At 73.4% G+C, this 17492-nt stretch carries 12 protein-coding genes, 1 tRNA gene, 2 pseudogenes and 2 riboswitches; of the genes and pseudogenes, 5 read left to right on the forward strand and 10 right to left on the reverse strand.

What is annotated here, in order from left to right; genetic code table 11:
- Positions 1-104 precede the first annotated feature (104 nt).
- The gene (locus tag FHN55_RS10600) at positions 105-311 is read right to left on the reverse strand and encodes a universal stress protein (RefSeq protein ID WP_139712333.1); all 207 of its coding nucleotides are present in this window, start codon (positions 309-311) and stop codon (positions 105-107) included.
- A 3-nt stretch (positions 312-314) separates the two neighbouring features.
- Positions 315-1116: pseudogene (locus tag FHN55_RS24260) on the reverse strand (universal stress protein); the annotation flags it as partial.
- Between the two features lie 270 nt (positions 1117-1386).
- Between FHN55_RS24260 and FHN55_RS10610 the strand changes: the two are divergent.
- The 4 genes from FHN55_RS10610 (at position 1387) to FHN55_RS10625 (ending at position 7277) form a co-directional block, all read left to right on the forward strand.
- Positions 1387-4158 carry an AAA family ATPase gene (locus FHN55_RS10610; protein ID WP_139712294.1) on the forward strand — a complete coding sequence of 924 codons (2772 nt, stop codon included), beginning with the start codon at positions 1387-1389 and terminating at the stop codon, positions 4156-4158.
- 86 nt (positions 4159-4244) lie between these two features.
- A tRNA-Leu gene (locus FHN55_RS10615) sits at positions 4245-4332 on the forward strand.
- Between the two features lie 306 nt (positions 4333-4638).
- Positions 4639-5913 (forward strand): acyl-CoA dehydrogenase family protein, encoded by a 1275-nt coding sequence (locus tag FHN55_RS10620; protein ID WP_139712295.1) that lies wholly within the window; start codon positions 4639-4641, stop codon positions 5911-5913.
- Positions 5910-7277 (forward strand): NtaA/DmoA family FMN-dependent monooxygenase, encoded by a 1368-nt coding sequence (locus tag FHN55_RS10625; protein ID WP_139712296.1) that lies wholly within the window; start codon positions 5910-5912, stop codon positions 7275-7277. Before FHN55_RS10620 ends, FHN55_RS10625 begins: the two co-directional genes overlap by 4 nt.
- Positions 7278-7289: 12 nt before the next feature.
- Here FHN55_RS10625 and FHN55_RS10630 read toward each other — a convergent pair whose 3' ends face one another.
- The 3 genes from FHN55_RS10630 to FHN55_RS10640 all read right to left on the reverse strand — a co-directional run bounded on the left by FHN55_RS10630 (position 7290) and on the right by FHN55_RS10640 (position 10338).
- On the reverse strand, positions 7290-8150 hold the full coding sequence (locus tag FHN55_RS10630; RefSeq protein WP_139712297.1) for a carbohydrate ABC transporter permease: 861 nt from the start codon (positions 8148-8150) through the stop codon (positions 7290-7292).
- Positions 8147-9040 carry a carbohydrate ABC transporter permease gene (locus FHN55_RS10635; RefSeq protein WP_139712298.1) on the reverse strand — a complete coding sequence of 298 codons (894 nt, stop codon included), beginning with the start codon at positions 9038-9040 and terminating at the stop codon, positions 8147-8149. Before FHN55_RS10635 ends, FHN55_RS10630 begins: the two co-directional genes overlap by 4 nt.
- Entirely contained in the window at positions 9037-10338 is a 1302-nt protein-coding gene (locus tag FHN55_RS10640) for an ABC transporter substrate-binding protein (protein WP_139712299.1), read from the reverse strand. Before FHN55_RS10640 ends, FHN55_RS10635 begins: the two co-directional genes overlap by 4 nt.
- Positions 10332-10432: riboswitch (SAM riboswitch) on the reverse strand. (Overlaps the previous gene by 7 nt.)
- A gap of 97 nt (positions 10433-10529) precedes the next feature.
- Between FHN55_RS10640 and FHN55_RS10645 the strand changes: the two genes are divergently transcribed.
- Positions 10530-11654 carry a Gfo/Idh/MocA family protein gene (locus tag FHN55_RS10645; protein WP_139712300.1) on the forward strand — a complete coding sequence of 375 codons (1125 nt, stop codon included), beginning with the start codon at positions 10530-10532 and terminating at the stop codon, positions 11652-11654.
- 23 nt (positions 11655-11677) lie between these two features.
- Here FHN55_RS10645 and FHN55_RS10650 read toward each other — a convergent pair whose 3' ends face one another.
- From FHN55_RS10650 to FHN55_RS10670, 5 genes and pseudogenes are all read right to left on the reverse strand, one after another.
- On the reverse strand, positions 11678-12493 hold the full coding sequence (locus FHN55_RS10650; RefSeq protein WP_139712301.1) for a DUF1684 domain-containing protein: 816 nt from the start codon (positions 12491-12493) through the stop codon (positions 11678-11680).
- Complete coding sequence (locus tag FHN55_RS10655; protein WP_257570865.1) at positions 12490-13647, reverse strand: DUF917 domain-containing protein; 1158 nt, start codon at positions 13645-13647, stop codon at positions 12490-12492. Before FHN55_RS10655 ends, FHN55_RS10650 begins: the two co-directional genes overlap by 4 nt.
- Positions 13644-15230 (reverse strand): hydantoinase/oxoprolinase family protein, encoded by a 1587-nt coding sequence (locus tag FHN55_RS10660; RefSeq protein WP_139712302.1) that lies wholly within the window; start codon positions 15228-15230, stop codon positions 13644-13646. Before FHN55_RS10660 ends, FHN55_RS10655 begins: the two co-directional genes overlap by 4 nt.
- 1 nt (position 15231) lies before the next feature.
- Complete coding sequence (locus tag FHN55_RS10665) at positions 15232-16608, reverse strand: cytosine permease (RefSeq protein WP_139712303.1); 1377 nt, start codon at positions 16606-16608, stop codon at positions 15232-15234.
- Positions 16609-16723: 115 nt separating this feature from the next.
- Positions 16724-16838, reverse strand: a riboswitch (SAM riboswitch).
- 78 nt (positions 16839-16916) lie between these two features.
- Positions 16917-17419, reverse strand: a pseudogene (locus FHN55_RS10670) (beta-class carbonic anhydrase).
- Positions 17420-17492 lie beyond the last annotated feature (73 nt).

A 17492-nucleotide genomic window follows, 5' to 3' on the forward strand; every position in this document is an offset into this window, starting at 1 on the left:
CGTTCGGCCTGCAGGACGGGGTCGGGGGGCGGGGGCAGGGGGTCGGTGTCCGAGCGCGCCACGAGCCGAGGACGCTACCGCGCCCGGCGGGGTGGCGGGCGGGCTCAGCCCACTCCCTGCCGGTCCTCGCCCTGCGGGTCCTCGACGTGCTGGACGTCATCGTGGCGGTCCTCGCCGTGCACGACCGCGACGGCGCCGTGCGCGTGGTGGATGACGGCCCGGCTCACCGACCCGAGCATCAGCCCCCGGAACCCGCCCGAGCCGCGCGACCCCACCACCAGCAGCTCCGCGCCTCGCGCCGCGTGCAGCAGCNNCCGCCGCGGGGTGCTCGCGCACCAGGCGCCGGTGCACCACGACGCTCGAGCAGTCGCCCCGGGCGGCGCCCTGCGCCTCGCGCACCACCTGGTCCAACAGCTCCGCCTGGGTCCGCTCGAGGGTCACCAGCTGGGCGTGGGCCGGCCCGTGCTGGGTGGAGCCCCACAGCGACGGCGGCTGCCAGGCGCGCACCGCGGTGACCTCCGCGCCGCGCGCCGCCGCCGCCTCGAGGGCGAAGCGCAGGGCGCCCCGGGCCGCCGGTGAGCTGTCGGCTCCCACGACGACCCCGCGTCCCGGCGTCGTCGTCCCCCGCTGCGCGGGCCGGACCACCACCACGGGGCAGCGGGCGTGCACCGCCACCTGCGCGCTCGTGGAGCCCAGCAGCAGGTCCGCGAAGGCGCCGTGACCGCGGGAGCCGAGCACCACCAGCCGGGCCGCGCCGCTCTCCTCCAGGAGCACCGGGACGGCGGAGGCCCAGTCGTGGACGGCGCGCGCCACCTCGAGCCCGGGGTGGTCGCTGAGAGCGCGCGCCACGGCCTGGTCCGCCAGCTGCTCACCGAGCCGGCGCAGGTCCGGCGGCGCGAGCAGCGCCCCGGCGGCCTCCGGGCTGGCCACCGGGTGCCAGTCGACGCAGACCACCACGCGCAGGGGCGCTCGCAGCCGCTGCGCCTCCTCGCCGGCCCAGGCCAGCGCGCGCACCGCGCCCTCGGAGCCGTCGTAGCCCACCACCACGTGGTGCCTGCCGGGCGGTGGTGGGTCCGGCCGCCGGCGGACGTCGCTGCCGTGCTCCGAGGTGGGCACGTCTGGCCTCCCTCCTGCGCCGACCGGGCTCCGTCGCCCGGTCAGGGGACCCGCAGGATACGGCTGCGCCAGGGGCCTGCGGAAGGGGTGGGGCAAGGGGTCTGCCTATGACGCGGCCACTCCGTGCGGGTGACCGCGGGGGCGGCGCCGCGCCCTGCGGCCCACTGCTCGAGCGACAGCGCCGGCTGACGGCCCACGTTGTCAGCAGCCTCGCAGGTCAGGTCCAGTTGCGGACGGTGATCAATCGTCACCTCTGGTACCTGTTGACGGGTGGTCCAAGACCGGGCGGCGCAGCTGGGCGCCATCACCTCTGCCCTGGCGAGCGCCGCAGCCCGGCGCGGGACGACCGTGGTGGTGGCGGGTCCCCCCGGTGCCGGCTTCACCGCCGTGCTCGAGGCCTCCGCAGGCGTCGCGCGAGCGCAGCCGCGCTGGTGCGTGGTGCGCGGGCGCGCCGTCCTGGAGGAGGCCGGCATCGGCAACGCCCTCCTGCAGCAGCTGGTGAGCCCGCTCGTCGAGGAGCTGGACCGCCTCGCGGCCGCCGGGGAGGACCTGGCGCCGGCGCCGCGCGCCGCGCTGAACACCGTGACCGGCTGGGCGGTGCCGTCACCGGGGCAGGTACCGCTGTCGATGGCTGTGCTCTGGGCGCTGGAGACGGTGTCGCGGCGCCGTCCCGTGCTCGTGGCCGTGGACGACGTCCCCTGGGCCGACGAGGCCTCGCTGGAGGTGCTGCGCTTCCTGTGCCGGCGCCTGTCGGGGACCTCCGTGTGCCTGCTCCTGGCGGCACCGGGATCCGAGCCCGCCCTGGACTGGCCCGACGCCGACCGCGTGGTGGAGCTGGCCCCCCTGGACCCCGTCGCGGCGGAGGTGCTCCTGGCCCAGGTGGCTCCGGACTCCGGGCCGATCGCGCGTGAGCGCGTGCTGCGGCTGGCGGCGGGCCGCCCGCGGCGCCTGGTGGACCTGGGCCGCCTCGCGCAGGCGTCCGCGCCGGCCGGCACGACGACGGCCCTGCGCAGCGCGGCGCTGCCGTGGGTGCAGCGGGCCGTGCTCGACCTGGAGGCCCGGCCGGCCGCCGAGCGCCGCAGGCTGCTGGTCGCGGGGCTCCTCGACGACCCCTCCGGCGCACCGCTGGCGCGCCGCGTGGAGCGCCTGCTCACCGACGGTGGGCGTGCCGCCGGCGTGCACCTCTTCGAGGACCTGCCCGAGCCGGCGCCCGACCCCCTCCTGGCCGAGCTCGCCGCCGAGGGGGTGGAGCCCGGCGAGCGGGCCACGGCGCACCGGGCCTGGGCGGCCGTGCTGGAGCCGGTCGCGGCCTCGGCGCGCGCGGAGGGCCGCGCGGAGCTGGCGGCGCGCCTGTCCGGCGAGGCGCTGCGCCAGCAGGCGCTGTCGACGCCGGACGACGCCGGCGAGCGCGCCGGCGCCGCGGCACGGCTGCGCTCCGGCGCGGAGGAGCTGCTGCGCCACGACCCGCGCCGCGCTGGTGACCTGCTCGCCCTCGCGGCGCAGCTGGAGGACGACGACGACGCTCGCCGGGACGACCTGCTGCGCGCCGCGGAGACCGCCTCCGCGCTGGGACGCACCCTGCTCGCCGCCGCGCTCTCCGAGCGGGCCGGCGGGCCTCGCACCGCCCTGGACGCCGCGCTGGTGGCGCGCACCCGTGCCGCGCGAGCGCTGGTGGTGGGGGAGCGCGAGCGGGCCGTGGTGGAGCTCGTCGAGGCGCTGGGGCGGTGCGCGGACGCCGCGGCGGAGGACGGCCCCGGTGCTGTCGCTGCCGGTGGTGCGGGCCGGGCGGCGGACGAGGCGCTGCTGACGGCGGCCGTGCTGTCGGTGGTGGCGCTGCGCGGCACCGGCAGCCCGGCCGCCGAGGCGATCCTGGCCGCGGCGGAGAGGCTGCCCGAGCCCGTCGCCGGGCAGGTCCGTGCCGTGTCGGCGCTGCTGGTGCCCTGGCAGGACGCCGTCCCGGGCGAGCAGCAGGAGGCGCTCGTGGAGGTCCTCGAGGCGCTGGACCGCAGCTCCCTGCCGGTGCTGCGGTGGGCGGCGGACGCAGCGCGGGCCCTGGGCCGGGGTGACCTCGTCGGGGCCGTGGGACGGAGCCGGGCGCCCCACCTGACCGGTCCGGCAGCGGTGGACCTGCACCTGGCGCGCTACGCGGCCCACCTCGACACCTCGATCTCCCGAGCGGAGGAGCACATCGCCCTGGCGCGTGGCCACCTGCAGCACGCCCCGGAGCTGGCGGCGGCTGTGGCCCAGGCGCAGGCCGTCATCGACGTGGTCCGCTGCTACAGCGCCGCCGACCTCGTCACGCCCCTACCAGCCCTGGACGTCCGCACCACGGAGACCGACGGCGCCCGCTGGGCCCACGCGCAGAGCCACCGCCTGCGCGGCGAGGTGCAGCTGGCGGTGGAGGTCCTGCGCCCGATGTGGCCGGCGGGCCAGGTGCCCAGCACCGGGGCGCTGGTCAGCTCCATCCCGTACGCCACCTCGCTCAAGGAGGCCGGCGCCGACCCGGCCGAGCTGCGGGCCGTCCTCTCCGAGGTGGCGGCCTGGGCGCAGGGGAGTGCCACACCGCTGGCGCGTGTGAGCCGCCTGCTCTGCTCGGCGCTGACCAGCGACGACGTGGCCGAGCAGGAGGCGCTCCTGGCGGCTGCCGCGGGCGAGGGCGGCCCGCCGCTCGTCACGGGCACCGCCGAGCTCACGCTCGGGATGCTGCTGCGCCGGGCGCGACGCGCCGTGGACGCCCGTGGTCCGCTGCAGCGCGCCGTCGACGCGTTCGAGGAGGCCGGGATGCCCGGCTTCGCGCGGCAGGCGCAGCGCGAGCTCGCGGCCACGGCGCCGCAGCGGCCGCTGCGGCGCGTCGGGTCGCGCGAGCTGACCAGCCAGGAGCGCGAGGTCGCCCACCTCGCCGCGCAGGGCGCGAGCAACGCCGAGGTGGCCCTCAGCCTGGGCATCAGCTCCCGCACGGTCGCGCACCACCTGCAGAAGGTCTACGCCAAGCTCGAGATCCCCGGCCGCCAGCAGCTGGCTGGCCGTCTGGACCGGGTCTGAGGCTGCTCGCGTCGGTGACGCCCCGCCGCACCGGGGGAGGGGGCCCGAGGCCCGGCCGCCCGGGTGCTAATCTCGTCCACGCACTCGTCCGGGTGGCGGAATAGGCAGACGCGCTAGCTTGAGGTGCTAGTGCCCGTATAGGGCGTGGGGGTTCAAGTCCCCCCTCGGACACCATCTGATCATGCTCTGACCAGCGAGTTCTGCGCTGGGCGCTCCTCGAAACCGGCACTGTGTGCATCTCGTGTGCAGTTGTGCTCCGGAAGCCTCCGGGCAGCTGCCTCGGGGTGTGCTCGCGCCGTCGTCGTCTCTGGAGCCCGTGGCCTGATCGCCGCCGGCCGAGGCCGGCGGCGGAAGGAGCCCCCATGGCCCGCCGGTCGACCACCCCGATCACCACCCCGCGCACTGCACCTGGCAGGCGGTCGACCGCCAGGACCGCACCTTCCCGTTGACTTCCGCCCACGGGGCGCGGAGGGTCTCGACATGGCTGACAACGTGTCGTCCGGCGAGCCACGTTGGTCGGACGACACGTTCGACCTCCTCCTCGATGAGGCCCGTGAGGGTGCCGCCGAGCGCGAGCGCCGACGTGACCTCCCGCACGACCTGGTCCGCCGACTCACCGCGGCCGGGTTCAGCAGTGCGCGCGTCCCCGCCGAGGCAGGGGGAGAGGGCGTCACCCTCGAGGAGCTCTTCGACAGGCTGGTGCGCTTGGCCGCGGCCGACTCCAGCGTGGCGCACCTGTTCCGAGGCCACCTCGCGTTCGTGGAGCAGCAGCACCTCGACGTCGACGTCGATCGCCGGTCGCGGTGGTACGCCCGGGTGCTGCAGGGCGACCTGGTCGGCAACGCGCAGTCCGAGGTCTCGGGTACCTCCGACCTGTCCACCACCCTCACCGGCTGCCTGGCCCCGGACGGTTCAGGCGACCTGCGGCTCGACGGCCGCAAGTACTACACGACGGGCACCCTCTACGCGGATTGGATCGACCTGTCAGCGGTCTCCTCCGCCCACGGCGACCGACCGGTGCAGCTCTTCGTGCGCACCGACGCCGAGGGCGTCGAGGTGGTCGACGACTGGGCCGGCTTCGGCCAGCAGCTCACCGGCAGCGGCACCACCACCTTCACGCACGTGGCCGTCGACCCGGCCGACGTGAGGTCCGACCCCGAGGAGGCCGGCCGACACGCCTACCTCATGGGCTTCTTCCAGCTGGTGCTCCTAGCCGTCGTGGCCGGCATCGGGCGCGCCGCCGTCGACGATGCCGTCGCCTTCGTCCGGCCGCGCTCGCGGATCTTCGGGCACGCCGGGGTGTCGCTGCCCCGCGAGGACCCTCTCGTGCAGTCGGTGGTCGGCGGTCTGTCGGCCACCGCTTCGGCCGCCCGCGCCGTCGTGCTGCAGTGTGCGCGGGAGCTGGACGCCGGACTCGCCCTGCACCTGCGCACGCGCGCCTCCGACGGCACCAGCAGCCCGAAGGCGCTGGAGGCGCTCGTCGCGGCGCAGCTGGAGGTCTACAAGGCCCAGCAGGTGGTGCTGCCGATGGTGGTGGGTGCCACGAGCGAGCTGTTCGAGGTGGGCGGCGCCTCTTCGGTCGACCTCGGCCGGGCGCTCGACCGCCACTGGCGCAACGCCCGCACCGTCGCCACCCACAACCCCGCTGTCCAGCGCCGCCGCGCCATCGGCGACTTTGAGCTGAACGGCACCGCCCCGGTCTTCAGCCCGAGCCCGGACGCCCCGGGCAGCCAGCACGGAGGACGCGCCACGTGAGCGAGCCCAAGCAGCTGCTCCTCAACCTCTTCGAGATGGGCGCCCCCGGGCACATCACCCACGGCATGTGGCGCCAGGAGGGCAACCAGCGACAGCGCTACGCGGATCTGTCCTACTGGACGGAACTGGCGCAGCTGCTCGAGCACGGCGGCTTCGACGCCGTCTTCCTCGCAGACGTCCTCGGCGGCTACGACGTGCACACCGGGTCTCTCGCGCCCGCGCTGCGCATGGGGCTGCAGATCCCCCAGGTCGACCCCTCGGTGCTGGTCCCGGCGATGGCGGTGGTCACCGACCACCTCGGCTTCGGGCTGACGGCATCCACGACGTACGAGCCGCCCTTCTCCTTCGCCCGCCGCATCAGCAGCCTCGACCTGCTCACCCGCGGCAGGGTCGCCTGGAACGTCGTCACGAGCTACCTGCCCGGGGCCGCGCGGAACTTCGGGCTGGCCGACCAGATCGACCACGACACCCGGTACGCCATCGCCGAGGAGTTCCTCCAGGTCACCTACGCGCTGTGGGAGGGCTCGTGGGACGACGACGCCGTGCTCGCCGATGCCGAGGCCGGTGTCTACACCCGTCCGGACGGAGTGAGGCCGATCGACCACGTCGGACAGCACTTCCGCGTGGCCGGCCCCCACCTCGTCGAGCCCACTCCTCAGCGCACGCCGCTGCTGTACCAGGCCACGGCGTCGTCGGCGGGCATCGCGCTCGCCGGTCGGCACGCCGAAGTGGTCTTCACCGGCGGCCCGAACCCCGGTGTCGTGCGCCGCACCGCTGAGGGCGCGCGCGCGGCGGCCGAGCGCGAGGGGCGCCGCCGCGAGGACGTCCGCTTCGTGGTGCAGGCCGCGATCATCACTGGCCGGAACGACGACCAGGTGGCGGAGAAGCTGGCGCGCTACCGCGCCACCACCGACCCGCAGGGCAAGTTCGTGCACATGAGCGTGCCGTTCGACGCGCCCTCGCACCCGGTGGACCGCACGGTGAGGGAGGCCCTGCTCGCCGAGGGCCGCGACGACCTCGTGGCTGCCGGTGGTCTGCCGATGGACATCACCGTCGGCCAGCTGGCCACCGGCATCGACGAGGCCTGGCAGCAGCACTTCTTCGTGGCCGGCACGCCGGACGTGGTGGCCGACGAGGTGGAGCGGTGGCTGGACGAGGAGGGGATCGACGGCATCAACCTGCGCCAGTACCACTCCACGGAGACCGCCCGGGACTTCGTGGAGCTCGTCGCCCCCGAGCTGCGGCGGCGCGGGCGGCTGCGGGAGGAGTACGAGCCCGGGCAGACGCTGCGGGAGCGGACCACCGGCGGGGGCCCCCGCCTGCCGGACACGCACCCGGCGGCGCGGTACCGGAGCGGGCGCTGAGCCCCCGCGGGGTCAGCGCACGGCACCCAGCGTCAGCCCGTTGACCAGCCTCCGCTGCGCCAGGGCGAAGACCACGAGCAGCGGCAAGGACGTCAGCACCGCCAGCGCCATCAGCGTGTTCCAGCTGGTGGAGTACGTGGAGTTCTGCTGCGCAAGCAGGCCGCTCACCGGCTGCACCACGCCCTGCGGCAGGAAGTTGATGGCGTACACGAACTCGCCCCACGTGGTGATGAAGACGACGAGGGCCACGGTGGCGACGCCGTTGCCCATCATCGGGAGGGTGATCCGCCGGAAGCTCTGCCAGGCGCTGGCGCCGTCGATGGCGGCTGCCTCGTAGAGGACCACGGGCACGGACAGGGCGAACGGCCGCAGGATCATCACCGCGAACGGCAGCAGCAGGGCGACGTCGGCGAGGATGAGGCCGCCCAGAGAGCCGAGCAGCCCCCACCGCGCCAGCACGCTGTACAACGGGATGACGGTCATGGGCTGCGGCACCATCTGCAGCACGAGCAGCGCGGCGAGCACCACCGCGGCGACCTTGACCCAGCGCGGCGTGGTGCGCCGGGCCAGGGCGAACGCGGCCGGTACCCCCAGCGCGAGGATCACGGCGGTGACCACCGCGGCGATCTGCAGCGAGGTGAGCACCGCGCCCCACGCGTCGCTCAGAAGGTCCGCGTACGTGGTGAGCGTAGGCGTGAACACCAGCGAGTTCGGCTCGCGCAGCACCTGCCCGTTCGTCTTCAACGAGGTGAGCACCACCCACAGGAGCGGCAGCAGGTAGGCCAGCCCGAGCAGCACACGCAGCGCCGCGTTCACAGGCGTGGGCCGCGTCCCCACGGCGCCGGTGCTCCGAGCCGGCCGGCGTCGGCTCACGACTCCTCCTCGGCGCGCACGCTGCGGACGTAGGGCACGGCGAGCAGCGCCACGAAGAGCATCGAGACCACGGCGAGGGTGGCGCCCGTGCTCATGTCGAAGGTGGTGAAGGCCTCCTCGTAGGAGGCCACCGGGAGCGTCCTCGTGCTGGTGCCGGGACCACCGCGCGTCATGACGTAGAAGAAGTCGAAGCTCTTGAACGCGTAGACCGCGGTGAGGATGGCGAGGATCCACAGCGTGGGGCGCAGCAGCGGCAGGACCACCTGGAAGCGGGTGCGCCACGGGCCTGCGCCGTCGAGCGCGGCGGCCTCGAGGAGCTCGGTCGGGATGGCGAGCAGCCCCCCGCGCAGGACGAGGGCGGAGAAGGGGAGCGCGGCCCAGGCCACCACGCCGGACACCGACCAGAGCGCCATCGCCGGGGAGCTCAGCCACCCGACCGGTCCGAGGCCGACCAGGCCGAGCAGGCCGTTGAGGGCACCGGTGTCGGTGAGCAGGAACTTCCAGGTGCTGCCCGAGACGATCGGGGGCAGGGCCCACACGAAGACCATGACGGACAGGACGACGCTGCTCAGGCGCCCTCTGACCTGCAGCAGCGAGGCGGCCCAGAAGCCGAGCACCAGGTTGGAGGCCAGCAGCACCCCCGTGACGATGGCGGTGCGCCCGACCGCCTCCCACAGCGCGGCCCCACCGAGCGCCTCGGCGTAGTTGGCCAGCCCCACGAACGGCCAGTCGCCGACGATGTTGGTGGGGCCGACGTCCGACAGGGACATCCGGACCAGCACCACGAGCGGCCACACCGCCAGCGCCGCGAGGAGCAGCACGGCGGGCACCAGGAAGACCGCCGGGGGCCGACGCACCGGCCCCCGGCGGTGGACCTCGGGCGAGGTCACCGGCAGGTGCCGCCGCCCTCGGCGAGGGCCTTGGCGATCCCGTCGGTGGCGGACGCTGCGGCGTCGGCGGGGGTGGCCTGGCCGGAGATGACGCTGCTCACCGCTGTGCCGAGCGCGGTCTGCGCGGTCGCGGTCTCCGGGTTGTTGGGCCACTGGCCCGTCGACTGGGCAGCGGTCGCGAAGGGCAGCGCGTTCGCGTCGTCCTGGATGGCGGAGGACTGGGCCGCGTCCGAGCGGACCGGGATGGAGCCGGCGGTGGTGAAGATCTGCTCGCCGGCCTCGGGACTGAGGATGGCCTCTTGGAGGAACTTCCAGGCGAGGTCCTTGTTCTTGGAGGTCTCTCCGATCCCGAAGCCCTCGCCTCCGGGGTAGACCACGCTGGAGCCGCCGGTGGGGGCGGGGTACTGCGCGGTGCCCCACTGGAAGGCGGCGTCGCCGCCGTTGCCGAGCTGCCAGTTGCCGTTGAAGGCGAAGGCGTACCGGCCGGTCACGAACTGCTGCCAGGAGTCGTTCTGGTCCCAGGTCGCCGCGGCCTGGGGGATGTAGCCGGCGGAGGTCCAGCTGCCGAGCCTGTCGAAGGCGGCCGAGACCTTGGGTCCGCTGTCGGCCCAGGTGCAGTAGTCGACCTGCTCCCCGAGCAGCTGCGGCGCGAAGAGCCACGCGCCCTCGACCGTGGGTGCGCCTGACAGCGCGAGCCCCTCGTACTTGCCGCCAGCCTTGACGGTGGCCAGGTCCTCCTGGAGCTCGTCGAGGGTCTTCGGGGGCTCGGTGATCCCAGACTCAGCAAGGACGTCCTTGTTGTAGTACATGCCGAGCAGGTTGGTGAACGGCAGCAGGTTGTAGACCTTGCCGTCGTTCTTCCAGGCGGCCTGCTCGGGCCACTGCCCGGCGTCGGCGTACTTCTCCCAGTAGGGCGTGAGGTCGGCGGTGACGCCGCCGGCCACGAGGGTGGGGAAGTCCACCACGATGTTGTTGATGAACAGGTCCGGGGTGGTCTTCGTAGCCACGGAGGCGAGCAGGCGCTGGTCCTGCTGGTCTCCCACGGTCTCGACCACCTGCACGTCGATGTCGGGGTTGGCCTTCTCGAACGCGGCCACCCGGCCGTCGAGCCAGGTCTTCTGCGCGCCGACGTAGTAGCTCCAGAACGTCAGGACGGTCTTGTCGCCGTCACCTCCTCCGCCGCCACCTCCGTCGCTGGAGATGGCGCAGCCGCTGGCCGCGACCACGGCGGCGAGCGAGGCGGCCACGAGGGGCAGGCGGAACGAGGGGACGCGGGGACGACGCACGAGGGCCTCCATCGGTCCTGGCGGTAGCACCTTCCACGTCCGCGGGGCGGGGTGGTGGTTGCTGCGGCGTCGTCGAGCCAGGTCTCTCAGCCGCTCTGGATGGGCCCTGTGAAAGTAGGTGGCCAGCGGCGTCAGCGTCAACAGGCGGATGTGCGACGTGATGCGACCGTGACACGGGTCGGTGCACGGTGCAGGGTGGGGCGATGGGGCTCCGCGTCGCCGTGGTCGGTCTGTCCTTCGGGGCCGAGTTCGTCCCGATCCACCAGCGCCACCCGGACGTGGCGTCCGTCGTCGTCTGCGACAGCGACCCGGTGGCTCTGCAGCAGGTGGGGGACCGGTTCTCGGTGCCGCTGCCAGCGCGGACGCCGTCGTTCGAGGCGGTGCTGGCCGACGACGACGTCGACCTGGTCCACCTCGTGACGCCGTTCACGCTGCACGCGGAGCAGTCCGTCGCCGCTCTGGAGGCCGGCAAGCACGTCGCCTGCACCGTGCCGATGGGCATGTCGACGGAGGAGGTCCGCCGCGTGGTGGACGCGGCCAGGGCCAGCGGTCGCGTCTTCGCGATGATGGAGACGGCCGTCTTCACCCGTGAGTTCCTGCTGGCCCGCGCCCTGTTGGAGGCCGGCGAGCTCGGCGAGGTGTCCCTCGTGCGGGGAGCCCACTACCAGGACATGACCGGGTGGCCCCCGTACTGGCGCGGCCTCCCGCCCATGCACTACGCCACGCACGCGGTGGCCCCGGCGCTGGCCCTGCTGAGGACCCGCGCGACGTCGGTGCGCTGCCTGGGATCGGGGCGCAACCCCGCCGACGAGGACGCCTACGGCAACCCCTTCCCCGCCGAGGTCGCCGTCTTCACCCTCGAGGGCACCGACGCGGTGCTGGAGGTGACGCGCAGCCTGCAGCGCACCGCCCGCCCCTACACCGAGTCCTTCTCAGTCCTGGGCGACCGCGGCGGCTTCGAGTGGCCCCAGCTGGAGGGGGAGCCCCCGCTGGTGTTCCGGATGGGACAGCCCGAGCCCAGTCGCGGTCGCCCGGTCACCTCTGAGCGCATGGAGGCCCTGGACCGCGCGGACCTGCTGCCGCCGTCCATCGCACCCTTCACCCGGGAGCACGTGCACTCCGGGGGCGAGCACCTGTCGTTCCTCCAGGGCGGTGGGCACGGCGGCTCCCACCCGCACCTCGTCCACGACGTCGTCCGCGCCGTGGTCGAGAGACGCCCTCCCGCGGCTGGCCCTGAGGTCGCCGCCGACTGGACTCTCGCGGGGCTCTGCGCCCACGCCTCGGCGATGGCCGGTGGCATCGAGGTGACCATTCCGTCCATTGGTTGATCCCGGACCACTCCGAGGAGCTGTCAGCGCTTGCGCCAGAGCACGCGGCGCTCCCCTGCTCGCACGGGTGCCTGGATGCGGTTCTCGGCCGGTGGCAGCGGACAGGAGTACCAGTCCGAGAAGCCGCAGGGCGGCACGAAGGCGCGGTTGAAGTCGAGAACCGCCTCGCTCCCCGTAGGACGCTCGAGGCTCAAGAACCTGCCCGGCGCGTAGGATTCCGCGCCGGTCGTGCCGTCCGCGAAGACGAGCACGAGCGCCTCACCGTTGAGGAAGGCGAGCAGGTCGAGGTGCTGGCCCTCGACGTCCGCCGACAGCGTGCCAGGGACCTTCTTGGCGTGGCCGCTGTCGCTGGCGCGGCTGAAGCCCCACGGCACGGCACTGACCGCAGGCAGCGGCGACCAGCGCGCGGGGAGCACCCACTCCGGGTCGTAGGGGTACGTCTCGATGCCCGAGAAGCGGTCGAGCGCTGGCGCCTGCGTGTCGTAGATGCGCAGCTCGGCGTCGGAGCCGTCCAGGCTGAAGACGTCGACGGCGTAGCGCCCGAGCCGCAGCACCGGGGCCCCGTCTGCGCCGAGCAGCGCGACGTCGACCTCACCTGAGACGGGCCGGCCGTCCAGCTCCGCGACGCCCTCGGGCAGAAAGAACCGCGCTCCGCCCTCGGACCGCCTCACCACGACGTCCGCCGCCGGCCCGCCGGCCAGGACGTCGACGTGCGCGTCGTCCGCTGCCAGCGGCTGGTAGGCGACCAGAGCGAGGTTTCCGGGGACGGACCTGACGGACGCCTCGCGACCGGCGCGCCACCGCTCCCAGTCGGCTGCGCGCGCGTCGACGTGGCTCATCGAACAGGCTCCAGGGCAGCCACGCGCACCGGGTCGGTGTCGTACCCGAAGTAGCGGGGACCTACGAGCTCCACCCCTGCGGGGGAGTGCCAGCGGGGGTCAGCGGGCACGGCGATGACGCGCACCCGCTGGCCGTAGCGCAGCTTCTCGGTGGTGACGGCCTGACCGGTGTCGGCCTCCAGGACGCAGATGAGGTCCGGCACCGTGACGAGCAGGCGCTCGTCCTCACCAGCGGTGTCAGTGGTCTCGCGCACCGCGACCAGCAGGTGCTCGTTCTGGAACTCCAGCCGAGCGGTGTGGGTGCGCGCCGCGGCATCCCCGCCGGTCGGCGCCCCCGCGACCGTGGCCGTGCCACGGGCGAAGCCCGTCTCGGTGCGCCGTGCGACGTCGACGACGGTGCCGGAGAAGAGCTCTCGGCCTCCGAGCTCGTCGACCACCTCGGCGACGGGGTCCAGGTGCTCGGCGCGGGCGGTCCGCAGCCGGCGACCGACGCGGGCGCACAGGGACACGGTCCCGGGCACGAGCGACGCGCGGGCCTGCGTCCCGCTCATCGGGTACAGGGAGATCGTGGCCGAACAGCCCATCTCCACCGTCGCCGTGCGGGCGAGCCGCTCCGCCCACAGGGGGGTGGACGTGTCGAAGATGCCGCCGTTGCCCTTCTCGTCGGTGATGGACATCGGTGTGGTCAGGACGCCGTACGTGGTCGGCAGCACCATCTGCAGCTCGGGGAAGGCCCGGCCCATGCCGTCGCCGTCGAGCACGGGCAGTCCCAGCTGCGCAGCGGCGACGAACGGCAAGAGCGCGTTCAGCCCTCCGATCTCGAGGCACGCGACGTGCGTCGGACGCTCACCGCGGTACTGCGCCAGCAGACGCACCGCCTGCGCGGGCTGCTCGGCTGGGGGCAGCTTCTCGACCATGACGGTCGGGGCGCCCATCATGCCGACCGGGTAGACGGCTGCGTCGTCGGCCAGCGGGCCCTGTTCGAGGGAGACGACCGGTACCGGGCCGTGCTCCTGCAGCGCGGCTCGGGCCAGCAGCGCCGCGATGTACGGGTCGCCCCCGCCGCCGGTGCCGAGCACCGCAGCGCCGGCGGCCACGTCAGGGACGTCCTGCGCACCGAGCTCGGTGATGGTCTGCGAGGTGGTGGCGCTCACCGGGCACCCGCCAGGGCGTCGAGCACCAGGTCTCCCACGGCGCGCACACGGATGCGCGTGGCCCCTCCGGGCAGGTAGGCCATGGGCACCTCGTCGACGTCGACCACCTGGACGCTGCTGCGGTCCGCTCCCGCCGCCACGGCCCGGTCGACGGCTTCTGACTTCGCTGCGTCCAGCACGACGTCGCGCTGGCCCGGTGCCACGGTGAACACGCGGTCCACCTCTCCTCCCACCTGGGCGATCGCGGCGCCGATGGCGTTGGCGACGGCGTGGTTCTCGGGCCGCTCGACGGGGCCGACGCCGGCCAGCTCGTCCGGTAGGAGGATCGATCCGCCTCCGACGGCGACGACGCGCACCGGCTCCGCGCTCAGCCGCATCCTGTCCACCACCTCGGCGACGTCGGCGCCGATGCGCGCCAGCGCCGCAGCGACGAACGAAGCGTCAAGGTGAGCCACCAGGGAGGCGTCCCCCACGTCCGCGAGTCCCGCGGCGACGGCCACGTCGGTGGCGGTGAGCACGTCACCACCGAAGACGAGGGCGCGCTGGGTCAAGCGGAAGCCCACGGAGTCAGGCCCCACGGTGACAGGGCCCCCATGGCCCCCGCTGTCGTGGCCACCACCGCGCACCAGTGAGCCGCCGCCGATGCCGATGCTCAGCACGTCCGGCATGCGGAAGTTGGTGCGGATGCCCGCCACCTCCACCTCCGTGGACGCTTCTCGTGGGAACCCGCGGGTGAGCATCCCGATGTCGGCGGTGGTACCCCCGACGTCGACCACGGCGCAGTCGGTGTGACCGGACAGGAAGGCAGCGCCGCGCATGGAGTTCGTCGGACCGGAGGCGAAGGTGGCCACCGGGTAGGCCCGGGCCCTCTCGACGTCCATGAGGGTGCCGTCGTTCTGCGACAGGTACAGGGGCGCGGTGATTCCCGCCCGCCGCACGGACTCGTCCAGACCGGCCACCACGCCGTCGGCGAGGAGCCGCAGAGCGGCGTTGATGACCGTCGCGTTCTCGCGCTCGAGAAGCCCCACCCTCCCGATCTGGCTGGACAGGGAGATCGGAACCCCTGGCAGCTCACGGGCGAGGATGTCCGCCGCCTGCTCCTCGAACTCCGCGCTGACGGGGGAGAAGACGCTGCTGACGGCGATGCTGGCGACGCCGCGCTCGGCCATGTCCCGGGCGGCGGCGACCACCTCCGCCTCGCGCAGGTCAGCGATGCGGCGCCCGTCGAACTCGTGACCGCCGTGCACCAGGTACGGCCTGCCCGAGCAGGCCTGGACCAGGCGATCGGGCCAGTCCACGAGGGGAGGCAGCGACGCTGTCGCCGGCAGACCCAGCCGCAGCGCCGCCGTGGGCGCGAGGCGCCGACCCTCCACGAGGGCGTTGATGAAGTGCGTGGTGCCGATCATGACGGCACGCACATGACCGGCCTCGAAGGGATGGGCGTCGGCCAGTGCGGCCAGTGCTGCGTCGATCCCCGAAGAGACGTCCTCGGTGGTGGACGTCTTCACGCCCGCGAGCACGCGCGAGCCCTCCACCAGGACGGCGTCGGTGTTCGTCCCGCCGACGTCGATGCCGATGTGCACCTCAGGCGCCGACGGTCTGGCGCTCGCCACCGGAGACGTCACCGGAGCCGGTGCTGTGGGCGACGGCGTCGTCGTAGGTCTCCGTACGGCCCACGCCGTAGCCGCGAACGAGGCCCGCCTTGCCGGCGACCACGTACAGCACGAAGGCGACGACGAGGCTGTTGATGCTGGGCAGCCCCCAGGTCACGAAGTAGCCGACGACGGCGGAGACCAGCCAGATGACCAGCGTCGCGGGCACCCACTGCGGGGCCACCGGAGGCACGTCCGTCCCGTGCCGGGTGGCCTCCAGGTCCGCCCGCCAGCGCTTCACCACGAAGTACTCGGCCACGAAGATGCCCGCGATCGGCGGGAAGACCGACCCGAGGATGATGAGGAAGGGAACGAACACGTCGAGGATGCCGACGGCGGCGAGGACGCTGCCCACCACGCCGATGGCGGCGGTGACGACGGCGCGGTTGACCCGACGACCGAAGACCGTGCCGGCGAAGTTCACGACGCCCAGGCCCGAGGAGTACAGGTTCCAGTCGTTGATCTTCAGAACGCCGACGATCGTCACGAGGATGCCGACCCAGCCGACGCTGGAGGTGACGATGGTGATGATGTCTGCAGAGCGCACCGCGTGCGCCAGCAGCACACCGATGAGGCCGATGAGGTACTCACCGAGGGTGACCGAGATGACGGTCTGCTTGATCACGTCGGCGGTGGAGCGGTTGTAGCGGGTCAGGTCCGGGCTGATGATCGCGCCGACGATGAAGCCGCCGGCCACCAGCGTGGTGCCCTGCAGCAGCGTCAGCTCGGGACCGGCGGGCGCGGACGCGACGAGCTCGCTGATGCTGTGCCGCTGCAGCTCGGCCACGATCGCCCAGCCGACGAGGGCGAGGAAGACCGGGACGGTGATGTAGGCCGTCCACGCCATCGACTTGAAGCCGTAGACGCAGATGGCGGTGACGCCGAGACCGGCCACGATGGACCACACCCACACCGGCAGAGCTGGCACCAGGGCGCCCAGGCCCGCCGCCGCCACGCCGGACTGCACGCCGAACCAGCCGATGAGGCTGACGCCGATGGCCAGGCCGATGATCGCTGAGCCCGCGCGACCGAAGCCGCACCAGCGCGACAGCATCGAGGTCTGCATGCCCTCTCGCATGCCCATGATCCCCAGGAAGATGGAGACGACTTCCAGGATCACGGCGCCGAGGGTGATGGACCAGAAGGCCGTCCAGAAGCTCTGCCCGAACCCCAAGGTGGCGCCGAGGAGGAACTGGCCGAAGGCGGACAGCATGCCGAAGCGCTGGGTGGCCACCGACAACCAGGGGTAGCGCGCCTCGGTGGGGACGCGCACCTGCGCGTAGTCGTCGTGCGCCGTGGCAGCACTCATGGTCGTCTCCTGTGGCTGTGCTCGATGGAAGATCGGGGTCGTGTCGCAGGGGATGGGAAGTATGTCCATTTGATGGACGATCGAGGCAGGCGTCGCCGCGCCCGGACCTCCTGAGGACTCGCGCTGACGACGGCCCGATCGAGTCGTCGCCCGGTCTTCACCTGGAGCACCCCGCCGCGAGAGGGGGTTGCTGGGCAGCGAGCCAGGGCTCAGTGCTGCCACTCATGACCGTCGGGCAGAAAGTAGAGACGCCTGATCTGCCTGTCAACACCCTCCGGCGACTCGCAGGTCGTCCCGCCGCCGTGGAGTCACCCTCGGGCGTCTACCTCTCGGAGGCTGCCGTCGTTGACGTCGTAGATGAAGCCGCGCACCGACTCCTTGTGCGGGATCGACACCTCTGCGCGGATGCGGGAGATGCTGGCGCGCACGTCCTCGTCCAGATCGCCGAAGGCGCGGGCCGTGCCCCAGCCCGGGCGCGAGCCCGTGTCGTCCGCGATGGCCTTCGCGAAGTCCTCGTCGGTGAAGGTGAGCATTCCGCAGTCCGTGTGGTGGATGAGGATGATCTCGGTGGTGCCCAGGAGGCGCTGGCTGATCGCCAGGGAGCGGAGCTCGTCGTCGGTCACGACGCCGCCGGCGTCGCGGATGACGTGGGCGTCCCCGAGGTCCAGGCCGAGCAGGGCTGGGGGTCCAGCCTGGCGTCCAGGCACGCCAGCACGGCGACGTGCTGGGCGGGCGGTAGCGGCAGAGAGCCTTCGGTGAAGCGGTCGGCGTAGGCGCGAGCGTTCTGCAACAGCTGGTCGGTAGTGGACACGGGGGCCTCCGGTGGGACGCGAGACAAGGGTGAGGAGAGCTCGAGCGCTCGGGTGGACCCAGCGCCGTCGTCG

The sequence above is a fragment of the Streptomyces sp. NP160 genome, assembly GCF_006335115.1.
Lineage (GTDB): Bacteria > Actinomycetota > Actinomycetes > Actinomycetales > Quadrisphaeraceae > Quadrisphaera.

What these genes read in the sequence shown, in the direction of transcription:
- FHN55_RS10665 (WP_139712303.1), bottom strand. Translation starts at nt 16,608, where the DNA reads ATGAGTGCTGCCACGGCGCACGACGACTACGCGCAGGTGCGCGTCCCC.
- FHN55_RS10645 (WP_139712300.1), top strand. Translation starts at nt 10,530, where the DNA reads ATGGGGCTCCGCGTCGCCGTGGTCGGTCTGTCCTTCGGGGCCGAGTTC.
- FHN55_RS10650 (WP_139712301.1), bottom strand. Translation starts at nt 12,493, where the DNA reads ATGAGCCACGTCGACGCGCGCGCAGCCGACTGGGAGCGGTGGCGCGCC.
- FHN55_RS10620 (WP_139712295.1), top strand. Translation starts at nt 4,639, where the DNA reads ATGGCTGACAACGTGTCGTCCGGCGAGCCACGTTGGTCGGACGACACG.
- FHN55_RS10640 (WP_139712299.1), bottom strand. Translation starts at nt 10,338, where the DNA reads ATGGAGGCCCTCGTGCGTCGTCCCCGCGTCCCCTCGTTCCGCCTGCCC.